This is a genomic window from Methylobacterium fujisawaense (assembly GCF_014138435.1).
Classification (GTDB): Bacteria; Pseudomonadota; Alphaproteobacteria; order Rhizobiales; family Beijerinckiaceae; genus Methylobacterium; species Methylobacterium fujisawaense.
The window spans coordinates 628,655-641,807 of sequence record NZ_JACJIM010000003.1; the positions used below are offsets into that span (position 1 = coordinate 628,655).

Annotated in this window: 22 protein-coding genes and 1 pseudogene; 15 read left to right on the top strand and 8 right to left on the bottom strand. The window is 65.7% G+C overall.

Annotated elements, in window-relative coordinates:
• Positions 1–2: 2 nt before the first annotated feature.
• From GGQ91_RS12145 to GGQ91_RS12175, 7 genes are all read right to left on the bottom strand, one after another.
• Positions 3–302 (bottom strand): hypothetical protein, encoded by a 300-nt coding sequence (locus GGQ91_RS12145; RefSeq protein WP_182592028.1) that lies wholly within the window; start codon positions 300–302, stop codon positions 3–5.
• Positions 299–694 (bottom strand): hypothetical protein, encoded by a 396-nt coding sequence (locus GGQ91_RS12150; protein ID WP_182592029.1) that lies wholly within the window; start codon positions 692–694, stop codon positions 299–301. Before GGQ91_RS12150 ends, GGQ91_RS12145 begins: the two co-directional genes overlap by 4 nt.
• Entirely contained in the window at positions 691–987 is a 297-nt protein-coding gene (locus GGQ91_RS12155; RefSeq protein WP_182592030.1) for a hypothetical protein, read from the bottom strand. The genes GGQ91_RS12150 and GGQ91_RS12155 overlap by 4 nt, the downstream gene beginning before the upstream one ends.
• Entirely contained in the window at positions 984–1,202 is a 219-nt protein-coding gene (locus GGQ91_RS12160) for a hypothetical protein (RefSeq protein WP_182592031.1), read from the bottom strand. Before GGQ91_RS12160 ends, GGQ91_RS12155 begins: the two co-directional genes overlap by 4 nt.
• Before the next feature lie 2 nt (positions 1,203–1,204).
• The gene (locus tag GGQ91_RS12165; RefSeq protein ID WP_182592032.1) at positions 1,205–1,579 is read right to left on the bottom strand and encodes a helix-turn-helix domain-containing protein; all 375 of its coding nucleotides are present in this window, start codon (positions 1,577–1,579) and stop codon (positions 1,205–1,207) included.
• Positions 1,580–1,672: 93 nt separating this feature from the next.
• Positions 1,673–1,885, bottom strand: coding sequence for a hypothetical protein (locus tag GGQ91_RS12170; protein ID WP_182592033.1), 213 nt, complete (start codon positions 1,883–1,885; stop codon positions 1,673–1,675).
• Positions 1,886–2,323: 438 nt separating this feature from the next.
• Entirely contained in the window at positions 2,324–2,713 is a 390-nt protein-coding gene (locus GGQ91_RS12175; RefSeq protein WP_182592034.1) for a helix-turn-helix domain-containing protein, read from the bottom strand.
• A gap of 94 nt (positions 2,714–2,807) precedes the next feature.
• Between GGQ91_RS12175 and GGQ91_RS12180 the strand changes: the two genes are divergently transcribed.
• From GGQ91_RS12180 to GGQ91_RS12240, 13 genes and pseudogenes are all read left to right on the top strand, one after another.
• On the top strand, positions 2,808–3,050 hold the full coding sequence (locus tag GGQ91_RS12180; RefSeq protein WP_246410653.1) for a helix-turn-helix domain-containing protein: 243 nt from the start codon (positions 2,808–2,810) through the stop codon (positions 3,048–3,050).
• Complete coding sequence (locus GGQ91_RS12185) at positions 3,047–3,352, top strand: hypothetical protein (protein WP_182592036.1); 306 nt, start codon at positions 3,047–3,049, stop codon at positions 3,350–3,352. The genes GGQ91_RS12180 and GGQ91_RS12185 overlap by 4 nt, the downstream gene beginning before the upstream one ends.
• Positions 3,353–3,602: 250 nt before the next feature.
• The gene (locus GGQ91_RS12190) at positions 3,603–4,019 is read left to right on the top strand and encodes a hypothetical protein (protein ID WP_182592037.1); all 417 of its coding nucleotides are present in this window, start codon (positions 3,603–3,605) and stop codon (positions 4,017–4,019) included.
• Positions 4,020–4,378: 359 nt separating this feature from the next.
• Entirely contained in the window at positions 4,379–4,819 is a 441-nt protein-coding gene (locus tag GGQ91_RS12195; RefSeq protein ID WP_182592038.1) for a hypothetical protein, read from the top strand.
• 3 nt (positions 4,820–4,822) lie between these two features.
• The gene (locus GGQ91_RS12200) at positions 4,823–5,470 is read left to right on the top strand and encodes a DUF2829 domain-containing protein (RefSeq protein ID WP_182592039.1); all 648 of its coding nucleotides are present in this window, start codon (positions 4,823–4,825) and stop codon (positions 5,468–5,470) included.
• Positions 5,471–5,502: 32 nt separating this feature from the next.
• Positions 5,503–5,766: an Acb2/Tad1 domain-containing protein gene (locus tag GGQ91_RS12205; protein WP_182592040.1), complete on the top strand. Its 264-nt coding sequence runs from the start codon at positions 5,503–5,505 to the stop codon at positions 5,764–5,766.
• 2 nt (positions 5,767–5,768) lie between these two features.
• Positions 5,769–6,062, top strand: coding sequence for a hypothetical protein (locus GGQ91_RS12210; RefSeq protein ID WP_182592041.1), 294 nt, complete (start codon positions 5,769–5,771; stop codon positions 6,060–6,062).
• A gap of 68 nt (positions 6,063–6,130) precedes the next feature.
• Positions 6,131–6,400 (top strand): annotated as a pseudogene (locus GGQ91_RS12215) (DUF2312 domain-containing protein); the annotation flags it as partial.
• 281 nt (positions 6,401–6,681) lie between these two features.
• Positions 6,682–7,086, top strand: a complete 405-nt coding sequence (locus GGQ91_RS12220) for a RusA family crossover junction endodeoxyribonuclease (RefSeq protein WP_343066783.1) — start codon at positions 6,682–6,684, stop codon at positions 7,084–7,086.
• Between the two features lie 100 nt (positions 7,087–7,186).
• Entirely contained in the window at positions 7,187–7,804 is a 618-nt protein-coding gene (locus tag GGQ91_RS12225) for a TRM11 family methyltransferase (RefSeq protein WP_182592042.1), read from the top strand.
• A gap of 370 nt (positions 7,805–8,174) precedes the next feature.
• Entirely contained in the window at positions 8,175–8,660 is a 486-nt protein-coding gene (locus GGQ91_RS28120) for a hypothetical protein (RefSeq protein ID WP_182592043.1), read from the top strand.
• Complete coding sequence (locus GGQ91_RS12235) at positions 8,632–9,225, top strand: hypothetical protein (protein WP_182592044.1); 594 nt, start codon at positions 8,632–8,634, stop codon at positions 9,223–9,225. The genes GGQ91_RS28120 and GGQ91_RS12235 overlap by 29 nt, the downstream gene beginning before the upstream one ends.
• Complete coding sequence (locus GGQ91_RS12240; protein WP_182592045.1) at positions 9,222–9,470, top strand: hypothetical protein; 249 nt, start codon at positions 9,222–9,224, stop codon at positions 9,468–9,470. Before GGQ91_RS12235 ends, GGQ91_RS12240 begins: the two co-directional genes overlap by 4 nt.
• A gap of 508 nt (positions 9,471–9,978) precedes the next feature.
• Here the strand turns inward: GGQ91_RS12240 and GGQ91_RS12245 are convergent.
• Positions 9,979–11,094: a hypothetical protein gene (locus GGQ91_RS12245; RefSeq protein ID WP_182592046.1), complete on the bottom strand. Its 1,116-nt coding sequence runs from the start codon at positions 11,092–11,094 to the stop codon at positions 9,979–9,981.
• A 448-nt stretch (positions 11,095–11,542) separates the two neighbouring features.
• Here GGQ91_RS12245 and GGQ91_RS12250 point away from each other — a divergent pair, with 448 nt between their 5' ends.
• Positions 11,543–11,938 (top strand): hypothetical protein, encoded by a 396-nt coding sequence (locus GGQ91_RS12250; protein WP_182592047.1) that lies wholly within the window; start codon positions 11,543–11,545, stop codon positions 11,936–11,938.
• Positions 11,935–12,801, top strand: coding sequence for a hypothetical protein (locus GGQ91_RS12255; RefSeq protein ID WP_182592048.1), 867 nt, complete (start codon positions 11,935–11,937; stop codon positions 12,799–12,801). The genes GGQ91_RS12250 and GGQ91_RS12255 overlap by 4 nt, the downstream gene beginning before the upstream one ends.
• Positions 12,802–13,153: the final 352 nt, after the last annotated feature.

Genomic DNA, 13,153 nt, shown 5'->3' on the forward strand with positions numbered 1-13,153 from the left:
GCTCAGGCCTCTACCGGTGCGGCTTGCCCTGCGACGCCGAGCCCCGCGTTGATGGCGGCGGCGAGCATCTCGGCACGCTCGCAATCCAGGCCCGGGGAGCCGGCCGGGATGAGCAGCGCGAACACCGTCCCATCAGCGTCGGCGAGGCCGCGGAGGGTGCTCTCGCAGGCGCGGACCGGCGCCCGGATCCCGAGGAAGGTCGCGCGCTGGGCGGGGGTGACCGCGCGGGGCTCGCGCATCTCGAAGGGGAGCACGGAGCGGGTCATCACAGCCTCGGTGTGGGAGAAAGGAGGGAGGGTCACAGGCGCCTCCCGGCAGCCCGGAGCCGCGTGCGCGCATCGGCCAGCACCGTGACGTCGTCGCGCCCGTCGAGGTCGACGCGGGTCTCGGCAGTGAACAGCGCGATGTTGGCCACCATGCTGGCGGCGGTCGCGTGCTTCAGCGCCTCGACGAGGTCGCGGAGCATGTCGTCGCGTGGCTGATCGAGGGCGGCCTGGGCGATCAGGATCTGCGCCGCGCGGACGTTCTCGGCGGCGGCGCGCAGGGCGCCATAGAACTCGGACGCGCGCTGATCCTGCTCGTGGACGGCGTGGACCAGCTCAGAGTAGCTCGGCACGCCGAAGGCGGCGGGGTGGCGGTCGATCAGGGCGATGAACGCCTGATGGTCCGGGGCGGGGCGAACGGCGCAGCTCATCGCGCACCCGCCAGCTTGTCGGAGACGCGAGCGCGGGCGGCCTCTGCGCGGCGGGCGGCGGCAGCCAGCTTCGCGGCGACGTCCTCCAGGCGGCCCATATCGGCGCGCTGTCCGGCGCCGGCGATCGTGGCCCGCTCTAGGTGGTGGACCGCCGAGAGCGTGGACTCGCTGATCGCGTCGAGGATCGCGAGGGAGGATTCGAAGCGCCCGAGAGCCTCGGAGGCGCTGGGCAGCGGCTCGGCAGCCTCTGCCAGAGCGCCGAACTGAGCGCGGAAGGGATGCTGGGCGTTCATGCTGCCTCGCGGAGCTCATCAGCTTCGAAATCCGCGATGGCGGCCAGCTCGTCGGCAGCCTCCAGCGCGAGCGAAGCGGCGTGGTCCTGGGCCGCGAAACAGGCCGCGGCCCAGCAGTCGAAGTCGTCGCCGAGGAGGCCGTAGGGGCTGTGTGCGGCGTAGCCGGCGGAGGAGCCGGTGATCCGGTAGCCGGCAGGGAGGTCGAGGCGCGCCATGATCAGGCCGCCTCTGGAACGAGGTTGAGCGCGCGCCGACTGGCGACTTTACCGGCCACCAAGCGAGCCTCGACGTAGAGGTCGGCAGCTCGCAGCAGATGCTCGCGAGCCCTGTCGACGGTCTGCGGAGCCGTCAGCGGTGCGGGCGTCTCCGGCTCGTCGAAGAAGGACGCGATCGGTGCTCCGGTGAGCTTGGCGATGATGCTCAGCGCGATGGCGCTGATGCGGTTCGTGCCCTTCTCGTACTTCTGGAGCTGGGCGGCCGAGACGCTGATCGCGGCGGCCAAGGTGCGCTGGGTGAGGCGAGCCCGGATCCGAGCGGCGCAGATGCGCTCGCCGATCCGGACGTCGACGTCGGTCGCAGGCTGGCCGGCCATGTCAGCGCCCCCATCCGAGAGCGTTGCCGCCGAGTGCAAAGGTCCCGACGATCAGCGCCGGGACGACGACGCCGAGGATGACGACGGCGCCCATCACGCGGCCCGCGCGGTGAGCGTGGCGACGACCCGGCAGCCAAGGCGGCGGATCAGGCCCTCGCCGGCGCCCTTCTTCGGCTCGTAGGCGCCGCGGACCCGTTTGACTGGGAGAGCCCGGACGGCGTGGGCGAGTTCGGTCGAACCGGCATCACGAACAGCGAAGAGCTGGTTCGCGCTGTCTTCGACGATGTGGGTGTAGGCGGTGAGCATCAGGGGCTCCATCGGCTCGGTGAGCGGCGATGGAGATAGTGCATCACATACACATTTCTCGGTCAACCCAGAAAATGCATACGATGCATATTTTGCCGCGGCCGTCTCCCTCCACAGTCATCCACAGGCCAAGCGCCTGAAGACACTTCTCTAATTCAAGCTCCGCTAAAGCGACGAGACATGTTCCTGATATGTTCTATTTGAGCTAGGCGTCACCACAGCCCTGGGAGGAGTGGGTGCCGGTCGTCGAGCGATTTATGGTCCAAGTGTTTAGGCGGGATGGCGAAGGAGATCTGATCGGAGATGAGCCGATCCAAGAGCCCTCGCCCGAGGCAGCAGTATCGAAGGCCGAAGCCTTAGAGAAGCGAGCGACCGGCGTCCTGGCCTACAAGTGGAGGGGCGACATGCGGACGGGCGAGCAGGGTCGCCTAGTCATCCTCAAGCGCTTCGGCGTGCTGCCTTTGCCCGTTTTGGAGCAGGTGTACTCTGCTGCGACGCCTTACTAGCCTCCTCGCCGATCAGCGCCTTGGCCACAGCGGCGATCTGATTCCTCTGGGCCGGCTGCGCACGCTCCCAAATCGACCACATGCCTTCTGGGTCCGACGGATCACGCACGAGAAGGTCGGCGATCTCGCAACCGTACATGTCAGCGAGCAATTCGAGCAGGTCCTGCGAATAGGGAACCTCGCCCTTCTCCACGCGACCTAAATTGGGCCCGGTCATGCCAACTTCTGCGCCGACGGCCTCAAGCGTGAAGCCGCGGTGCTTGCGCCACTGGCGGAGGAAGTTTGGGCGGCGCTCGCGCTTTGGCTTTGCGATCGGTGGCATGCGCCTAGTGTCGCCATAGGGGCTTAGAGCGCCACGCTCGCCCATGCACAAACGTGCTTGACATGCATTGTGTATGAGATGCATGTTTTGCGGCATGACGCTCGCAGACTGGCTCAAACGCGAAGGCAAGACAGTGGTCGCCCTGGCGAAGGAGCTGGGCCGCGATCCGTCGTTCATCACGCGGGTGAAGAACGGCGATGCCATGCCTTCCATCGAAGTGGCTGCCGAGATCCAGCGCATCACCGGCGGTGAGGTCACGGCAATCGATCACGTCTTCACCGCGCAGGCTCGTGCTGCGGAGCGCGGTGCCGCGCCCGTCGAGGGAGCGGCCGCGTGATGCGCCGCGCCCTCCTCCTCGCCGCGACGCTCGTCCTGGCCGGCTGCTCCGATAGCGACGTCGCTCGTCAGACGGTCGAGCCCTACGGGTTCACCGACATCGCGATCGGCGGCTACACGCCGTTCGGCTGCGCCGACAGCGACAGCTTCCACACCAGCTTCACGGCGCGCGGCGTCAACGGCGCGTGTGTCCAGGGCGTCGTATGCTCGGGTGCCTTCAAGGGCGCGACGCTGCGGGTCACCGGCCCCTCGAACGCCTGCCCTGTTCGCGGCCCTGTCGCCCCGCAGTCGGGGGCGCGCTGATGGGTGCGGCATGCCTCTTCCTCGGTGCATGGTCCGTCGCGAGCTGCACCGCTGGGCGCACCCTGATCTCGGGTGGTCCGTCTGACGCCCTGGTTTGCCGCGCGAGCCACATCGGCCTCATCGTCGGCGCCGGGCTGATCGTCTGCGGAGCGCTCCAGTGAGCGCCGCCCCTCGCCTTTCGCCGCGTGACCCTGCCGTCGCTAGCGTCGAGGCCTCAGCCTCGGTGGCGGTCTCCTGCCTGGAGCCCACCGTGACCGACGCCAAGCGCCTGATGTCCCTCGGCTGCGCGTGCCGCCGCGCCGCTGGCACGTTCGCGATCCACGCGAGCCGCCTTGCTGCCGAGATCGTGCGCGGCGAGCGCCTCGACAGCAGCGAACCCGAGGAAAGCGCCCAGCGCGCGCTGGAATTGGAAGCCGCGGCGCAGGTGCTGCAGGACCAGTCCCAGGACACCGAGTTGCTCGCGCTGCTCCCGCATCGCGGTCGGTTCGCCGACTTGCTGCGCATGGCCCAGGCCATGGACCGCGGGCTGGTGTTCGTGCCGGTCGAACCCGTGGCCGTCGATCGGTCTACGCGACCGGCGGACGTTGTCGTTGTCGGGCAGGACAACGCCGCCTCGCTTCGCGAGCGCGTGGGCCGCGGTCTGGCGCGTCTGAAGAGGCGCGCCTGAGATGTCGTTGTGCGTGCACATCGCCCGATCGTCCGCCGTCCACGTCAATAGTAACGCGGACACCGGATCAGTGTCGCTAACGGCGAATACTGGCCTGTGCATATCCGTTCCCCATCGCAGCGGTCGCAGGCTCACGCCTCCCGCCGGCGAGCGACCCGGCCGAGACCATCGCAAACTCGGACCCTCGGCCGGGTCGTCCCTTCTCCTGCGCGCCCGTCATCGCCTGCAAGCCGGCGGTCGCGCTGTGTGTCGTGCGTACCCTCAAGAACTCCCTCTGCATGTCGGCTCCCTCCGTCCGTGGTCACCAGTAACCACGGGCGGATTTGCTGATGTGCAAAAGGTTTTTGCGGAAAGCTCAAATGCCGGACGCTGATGTGATGCGGGCGCGCAGCGCCTTCGATGAACTGCTGCGGTTCGAGAGCCGCGGTCCAGGCGACACGGCCAATGCCATGCGCCGGATCGCGACGCGCGCCGCCATCCCATTCGGGAAGCTGTGGGCGCTCCGATACCGCCCGCCGAAGGAAATCGCCTCGCACGTCCTGGCGCGGATCGAGGCCGCGCACGCCGCAGCGAAGCGGCAGCAACTGGAGAGGCTGGCCCATGACGTCGCGATCACCGCCCACATCGCCGGGGCTGCGCACCCTGCTGTTCGCGAGGGTGAGGCTCTTCTTCGCGCGGCTGGCGGCCCGGCTGAAGGCGCAGCTCCGCGAGTGGTGCGTGCGGCTCGCCAACAGGCTCCGACGCACCCGCTGGAACTGACGGACCTGCCGCTGTGGCGGGCCGCGAACGAGGAGGATTGAGCGATGGGAATCGGCCCGAAGGCAGCGATCGGCGACGTGGTGCCGGCGGACCAGGGTGTCGTCATCGGCAGCCAGCTTCCGCCGTTCTCGCCGACGCACGTCTCGCACAAGCAGGTCGAGGCCTACCTGATCGTGGCGGCCGAGTTCCAATCGGACGGTTCGGGTCGGATCGCGCTGAAGGGCGGCATTCTCATCGACGTGCCGGCGGGGTTCGCCTCACGCGGCGCGCCGACCGAGGGCGACATGCTCGTCCGGTACGAGCCGATCCCGGGCCAGAGCGACGGCTACCTCTCGCACTCGCCGCGGATGGTGTTCGAGGCCGGCTACTCGCCGATCGAGCGTCCCTTCACCTCCGGCCTCGGTTTCGGCGACGCGATCCTGGCGCTGAAGGGTGGCGAGCGCGTCTGTCGGGCGGGCTGGAATGGCAAGGGCATGTGGTTGGCCCTGACGCAGGGCACGCCGGACCTGCCGGCCGAGAAGTTCTGGAATCGGCACAACCGGGCCTTCGCCGAGCAGAACGGCGGTGCCGCGACCGTGCTCCCCTCCATCACCATGAAGACCGCCATGGGCGAGATCCTCATGGGCTGGCTCGCTTCCCAGACGGACATGCTCGCCGAGGACTGGATGGTCCTCCCGGCCGACGCCGCCTGACTTCCCCTCCCGCCGCACAGAAGGAGCCGACGATGTCGGACCAGAAGCACCAAGGCCTCCCCGTCGCGGGCTACCGGCCGCAGACCGACGAAGCGCTGGCCCTGGTGAACGCGAACAAGGATGCCGAGGAGCGCGTGCTGCGAATCCTCGATAGCCTCGCGACCCGCCCGGACATCGACAAGCGCTGGCTCGCCGTCGGCCGCACCGCGATCGAGAACGGCTTCATGGCCGTGAACCGGGCTGTGTTCCAGCCCGCGCGCGCGGTCCTGTCGCACGAGACGAAGCCGGCGGCCTGATCATGTCCGACGGCGCCTTCGTCACCAGTCTGCCCCGGCATCTCGGCGTCCTCCGTGAGGGCGTCGAGCAGCACGTGCCTGCCACCGCCGCGAACGTGCTGATGCGGAACGGGCTGATCACGCTCCTCGCCTGGGCCGAGCGGATGGCGGAGCTGCTCGTCGAGAAGACGGCCCTCCCCGCGCAGCAGCAGTTCCACGCGCCGCTCGGCGACCGCTCGCCCGTCGTCGAGGAGCCGCGCGTGCCCCGGCGCGGCGGCTGCGACCCGCGCCTGCCGGGCAACCGCCCGCACCCCTGAAACGAGAACCGCCCGGTCTGCGCGAACAGACCGGGCGGACGATGAAATCCCCTGCGACGGGTTGAGCTATGAAGGCCACAAGATCTTCATCCGATCAAGTCTCGGCCGCTGATGGCGTCGCCGCGGATGAACTTCGACAGTTCATCGAGCGGCTCGAACGACTGGAGGAGGAGAAGGCTGGCATCCTCGGCGACATCAAAGAGGTGTTCGCCGAAGCCAAGGGTCGCGGCTTCGACACGAAGGCGATCCGGACCATCCTCCGCATCCGCAAGCAGGATCACTCCGAGCGCCAGGAGCAGGAGGCGATCCTCGAGCTCTACATGCAGGCCCTCGGAATGCTGGCGGACACGCCGCTCGGCCGTGCCGCGTTAAGCCGGGAGTTCGCCGAGGCCCGGATCACGATCTCAGGGCCGGGCATCGAGCCCGTCGAGACCACCGGTGCTGGCCTCGCTCGCGCGTCGGCATCGGTCGGCGTCGAGGCGCACGCGAAGCGCAATCGCCGCGGCGGCTCTGCTGCTCGCCAGATCGACCTCGAAGACGCCATCGTGGCGAGCCGGTGATCGCCATGCGCCGCCAGCCCTCTTCTCATGGCCCCGTGCTCGCGCCTCCCGGACGCCGCGTGGTCGATTCCGTCACCGTGCTCCTGCCGGTCCCGCCCTCGGTGAATGCCCTCTACCGGCACGGTGGAGGCAAGGGCCCGTACAAGTCCGACGTCTACCGGGCCTGGATCGACGGCGCTGGCTGGCGCCTCCAGGCGCAGCGGCCCGGCCGCGTGCCGGGCCCGTACGTCCTCCTGCTGGCCGTGCCGCGTGCGTCCCGCATGGATCTCGACAATTCGGTGAAGGCGATCTCCGACCTGCTGCAGCGGCACGGCGTCATCGAGAACGACCGGAACGCGGTGCGGGCGCTGCTGGAGTGGCACACGGAGCACGACGAGGTCACCGCCACGGTGCGCGGCCTCTCGGACGGCGCGGCCCTGGAGCCGATCGCCCCCGTGCGCCCTCCGCTGGAGGCGGTGGCATGACATGGCACCTCCCCATCCTCGCGGGCCGCGCGCTCTCCGGAAGCATCTCCCTCGTCGAGCGCGCCAGCGCCGAATCCTCGCGCCTTCGGAGTTCCGCGCTGTGACCCATCGCGAGAACAAGGCGCACGCGCTCTCGGAGCGCGGGAACGACCTCTACGAGACGCCGGCCGTGGCCGTGCGGGCGCTGATGGCGATTGAGTGGATGCCGCAGCGGATCTGGGAGCCGGCCTGCGGGCCCGGCGCCATCGTGCGCGAGCTATGCGCGGCCGGTCGTGAAGTCCTGGCCACGGATCTCGTCGACTATGGCTGGAAAGGGCAGGTCTCGGGCCTCGACTTCCTCAAGATCGAGGAGGCGCCCGAGGGCATCGACTGCATCGTCACGAACCCGCCCTACAAAGACGCCCGCGCCTTCGTGGAGCAGGCGGTGCGCCTCTGCCCGCGCGTGATGATGCTGCTGCGCTTCTCGTTCTACGAGAGCATTTCGCGCGGCTCTATCCTCGACACCGGCACGCTGGCCCGGGTGTATTGCTTCCGCAAGCGGCTGCCGATGATGCACCGCGACGGCTGGGAGGGCCCGAAGGCCTCCTCGAACATGGCCTTCGCGTGGTTCGTCTGGGACGTCTCCCACCGCGGCCCGACGCAGCTCAGCCGCATGTCTTGGGAGGACTTCACCGAGGCCGATCACGCGCCCGGTCCCATGCCTATGGCGGCGGAGTAGGCCGATGAGCGATCCCACCCTCATCGCTGATCTAGCCCGCGCCGGCCTAGATCCCGAGTTGCTCCAGCGCGTCGCGATGGAGCTCGCCCGGGCACAGGTCGCCGTAGAGGCGATCGAGAAGCGCCGGACCTCCGACCGGGTCCGCCAGGGGCGCACGCGTCACGTGAAGTCACGTGACACCGCAGATGACACGTTACCCCCCGTCCCCTCCCCGGATGGTCCGCCCCCTCCTCCTGCACCTCCACCCCCACCCCTTAACCCCTCCCCAACCCCCGGTTCCGACCCTGACGGGTCGGCCGACGACGTCGGGCAGGCTGGCGGCGCAGCCGCGGCCGATGGCGACGAGCCCCGGAGCTTCCGCCGGGAGCTGATGACCCGAGGTATCGGGCTGATCTGCGCCAATACCGGCCGGTCCGAGCACTCGGCCCGCGGCCTGATCGGCCACTGGCTCGGCATCGCCCACGACGAGGCCGTGGTGGTGCTCGGCCTGATCGAGGAGGCCGACGGCCGCGAACTGGCCGATTTCTCGACCTGGGTCGAGCGGCGCCTGCAGGCCCGCCGCGAGGCCACCGGCCGGCGACCGGAGCGCGGCCGCCCCGCCCAGCCAGCGCCTACCGGTCTCGCCGCCCGCCTCATCCGCCAACACGCCGAATCCCTGACGGGAGCCCTTGATGTCGAACCGCCTGCCATCGACGCGAACGACCCCGACGCCGGCTCAGGTCGAGGAGAGGATCTCGGCACTCCATGGCAGTCTGGAGGCGCATCCCGTCCTTCCGACCCGCTACTGCGTGCGGCGGGACAGGGCGGCCACGACAGCCGAGCGTCGAGTGCTCTCCGACGTCGCCGAGCGGCTTAACGCCGAGCTAACGGCGGCCTCGAATCCCCGGCACGTCGACACGGTCGTGACCCGGGTGCTGCTGGGATTCGAGCAGGGTCGCGGGCGCGGCGACGACGAAAACGAGATACTCGTCGCGGAATACGTGTCGGCGCTGAAGGCGTTGCCGCTGGCCGCGATTCACGCGGCGGCAGAGCGCTTCCGGTCCGGCGAGACGCTCCGCCCCTGGTCGAAGCGATTCCGGCCCTCCCCGGCCGAGTTCGCGGATGAGGCGCGCGAAGGGCTGATCCCCCTTCGAATGCAGATCCTGCACATCCGGCATGTGCTGGAGGCCGAGATCTACGACGTACCGACGCCAGAGCAGCGCGCAGAGGTGGCGAAGGCGGCTGAAGCGCACCTGCAGCGCATGCGGCAGGCCAAGCCTGCGCGGCACCGCACCGAGACGCCGGCCGAGATCGCCCGGGCACAGCGGGCGAAGCTGGACGAGGACCTCGCCCGGCTCCGCGCGACCGGCCACGGTCCGGACATCGGCCGGCTGATGGCCCGCCTCGACCAGCGCCAGGGCCTGACGGGAGGCGCGTCGTGAGACCCGACCTCTGGAAGGCTGAGCTTCAACGCCGCGAGGCGGCGCGGCAGGCTGCCGAGGAGGCCGCAGAGCAGGCGGCCAAGCGCCCGGTCGAGCGCTCCTGCGCGGCTTGCGGCGTGTTCGGCGCTTCGTTCGGCTTCGGTGTTTTCCGGAATCGCAGCGACGGCATGTGGTCGTGCGCCGACCAGGACTGCCGCGCGATCATCGAGGCGCGGGTGGCGATCCTGGTCCCGCATGTCGCCTAAACCCGCGACCTCATAGGACGACACAATGTCCAAAATCCACGACCTACCGTCCCTCATGCCGCGATCGCCGCCTGGTTCCGTAGCAACCACCGCCCGGCCTCTACGCTGCTCGAGGTGCTCACGGCTGTCTATGGGGCCATTTACAGCACGTCGCAGAGATCCGCGGCCGCGGCGGGAACCGCGCCCCAGTGCCAACACGCTCACCCCGGCCGAAATCTGGAACGCAATCGACCAAGCGGCCTTGCCAGCCTCTTCGCTGGTCGAAATCAAAAGACCCTATGGTACACTTTCGACCTTTAGCCTGACACCAGACCGCTACCGGCCAAGATGTGGCCATCCGGCGGACGACTTAATGATCAACCTTTCATATTCAGTCCAGCGCTCCACTATCGCAAAAGCGATAACGCCTCCGCTTATCTGAAGTAGGATCTTTTTGATTATCAGATTAATATCGTAAAAGACATCGACCGGCAATCAATAGCTCCGGAACTAGATCTGCATATAATGATCAAGGGGGAGGAATCGTTGACGGCAGTGCGAGAGGTGCTCGGAATATAAGAGATGGGTTGTTTTTCTCGTCGAAGCTTCTCTGTCGTGCTCTATCCTGCGTTGATGGAGGGATATCTAGCTGTCTGGAAGCCCGTCGCGAATCCCCTCGAAGAAAATTTTCACCATGCCTTCTAGGGGGTGCGGTTCGGTCCTGAAGGAGAATGGCTAGAGGATTTTGAATGCTATCCTTTTCGACCGATCCATTTCGCGCCCCGGCAGCCGCTATCGCGTAATTTGTGTTGAAAATCATTTGGAAGCTGCTCGTGTGTTCTTTTGAAACTGATCCGCCAATGTCGAGCGGCCTCCATAGAGAAGCTACCAAAGAATATTTTCCATTTAGACCAAGCGTGTAGTTAAAGACGAAGCTATATGATAGCTGGCCTGGCGCTAGTACTTCCCGATTTTCTACACTAGACAAGAAATTCTTTGACATGGTACTTGCAACGTTATAGAGCCATTGAGATAATGTTATAGAGCCATTGACATATATCCGTTCGAAACGCGCTAAATCATTTCGTGTTCCATCAGATAAACTGACGTAGTCAATGAACTCAGATTTGCTATCTCGCAACCGGTCAAAACAGCGAAACTGCTCGTTTAACGGCCCATGCGTCCGTCGCAGATTTAACGGAAGATCCTGGGGATCGCTCAAGCTAGCGTTCTGTTGCATTGCAAAATTTTGAACTAATTCGAAAGTGTTAACTTGATTTGCCGATGGACCAAATGTCCAATTTATCGCTTTTTCCGGCGATAAGGGAACTACTCTTGTGCCTCCTACGGTAAGGCTGAACGTATCGACATCTTTCAGATCAACGAATATACCTGCGTACAGGGCGTCTCCTATATCAAGATATGGGAATTGGTACGCCCGCTCGTCGCCCGCACGAAACCTTATCCCAAATGCCTCTCTTTGGCGTCTATTAACTTCCAAAAAAGTCACAGCTTCGCATTTAATCGATTTCAAGATATCAGCAACAGGTATTCCAGTGGACGGATCGCCAACTATATAAGGAGAAGAGCATCCACCCAGCGCAAAAATCGCGAGCAATGCTGCATTGGCGTGCTTCAGTTGCATGGAATCACCGACGATTGCTTGTATACATGGAAATCGCTGGCGGGCCATGAGTCGAGTGCATATTTGTCACGCCTGCTTAATAATCGTTGATGCGCACTACTGGCATACTGAGGCTAACAAAGTTGGCGGTCATTAAATCTTTTCGAATATTTTGGTTGAAGATTGCCGCCAAATTAGAATTTAACACAGCCTTGTTTTATGATTATCTATAATCTATGAGATTTAATCATCGCAAGTATATTTCAGTCTTCGACATTATTATTTGCGCAAACCGGTCAACTTAGATATAGACATTGATTTTTCGGGGAATTTGTTCTAATCTAGGTGCAAAAACTGGGTTCCCGCTTGCGCCGCGTACAATATGCACTTCAGTTCCGGATCGGCCCCTCCTCGTGAGCCTTGGACCTGCGCTGATGTCGAGCGCTGGCTGAAGACAGCGTTCCGGGCGATGCCCTACACACCGATCTACGCGCCGCGCGGCAACACCCTAAAAAGTGCAGTAGCGGATCAGCCGAGTGCAACCTTCGATATTTTGGCGTTTACCGGCTCGGTGCTTGGCGACCGCTCCGAGGAGCGGAAGATCTTGCTCATTTGGGCGCGGGCGATTGTGACTGAGGGACAGGTCGGCGGGTCCATCGCGGAGTACTGTGCAGCGCGCCACATGCAACGGCGCACATTCGACAGGAAGAGGATGCGCGCCTGCCAGAGGATTGCGGCAGAAAAAAACCGGCTGTTTGCAACGGCTGCGGCGCCTCGACAGAAAATGCTTGACGGTGCCCAAGCGAACACGGGACCCAATTCCGGTCGTGTCTACGCGACCAGCGACCGAAAGGGGTCAACGTGACGTCCAGGGCCAAGTCCATCACCCTCGCCGGCTCGCCGGCCAACCACACCCACGTGCGCGCGGCCAAGCCGGAGCGGCGCCGGGATCCGCGCGGCGACCGTTACGACCATGCCGGAGCCTTCGATCCGCGCACCGACCTCTCGAAGCCGGTCAGGGGCAAGCGCGGGCCGGTCGAGACCGCGGCCGTGGCGGTTGACGATCCGTGGACGCCCGGCGGCCGCACGCTCGCCTCGGTCAATCGCCGGGTCGACGTGCTGGAGATGGAGCGCTCGCACGGGCGACTGACAGTCTCGCAGTACGAGGTCGGGCGCCAGGTCCAGGCCATCTTCGAGCGCGCCTCCGGCGCCCGGCTCGGCTCCATGGACTTTGGCGTCCGCGGATCGAAGGACATGACCATCGCGCACGAGCTGTCGGTCATCTACGCGATCGACGACGCCCGGCTGGTGGCGAAGCTCAAGGACAAGGTCGTCCGCGCGGTCGGCGTGCCCGGGGCCCGATTCCTTCACGAGGTGCTCACCGGCCGGCAGACCTTCGCGCAGTTCGCCGAGGCCCGCGGCAAGGGTGGCGACCGCGGTACCGCCTACATCGCCGAGCACTTCCGGATCCTGATGGAGAACCTCGACGAGGACTTCGCGGCCGAGGGTGTGGCGAACGTGCAGGAACGCTACTTCCAGGGCCAGAAGACCGGCGAGGAGACCGACGCGCAGGGACGCGCCGTTCCGGACGGCCATGGCCAGTACTGGGGCGCCGAGGTAGCTCGCTACGCCCCGCAGGCCAAACCTGATGTCCAGCGTGCCGTCGCCGGTCGTGGCAGGGTGCGAGACATCACGGCGGTGCGATGCTGGGATGGCGGGGAGGCCTGATGTGCGGTCTGCTGGCCCGGCCGCTGCTCGGCCTTCATCGGATCTGGCGGCCACGTGTCCGGTATGAGCGGTGCTATGCAGACCCCTCACCCAAAAGCGGTGAGGTGATTGAACGACGGGGCGCAGGCATACCGTAGATTGTTGCCCGCTAGGTTCGATAGCCCTATGTTGCAGGAGGCACCAACGCCATCACCTCCCAGCAACAGCTTTCCTTATGCTCTGTCCCGCGTAGGGGTTGCGCGTCTTTCCGGTTGACTTATATGTCAATTGCTGCCTTCATAAAAACGCACGAAGGCACGTCGGCCCTTCGCCGTGTCGACCCTCCCCAAGGCGAGGCGGCCACGCGGGCAGT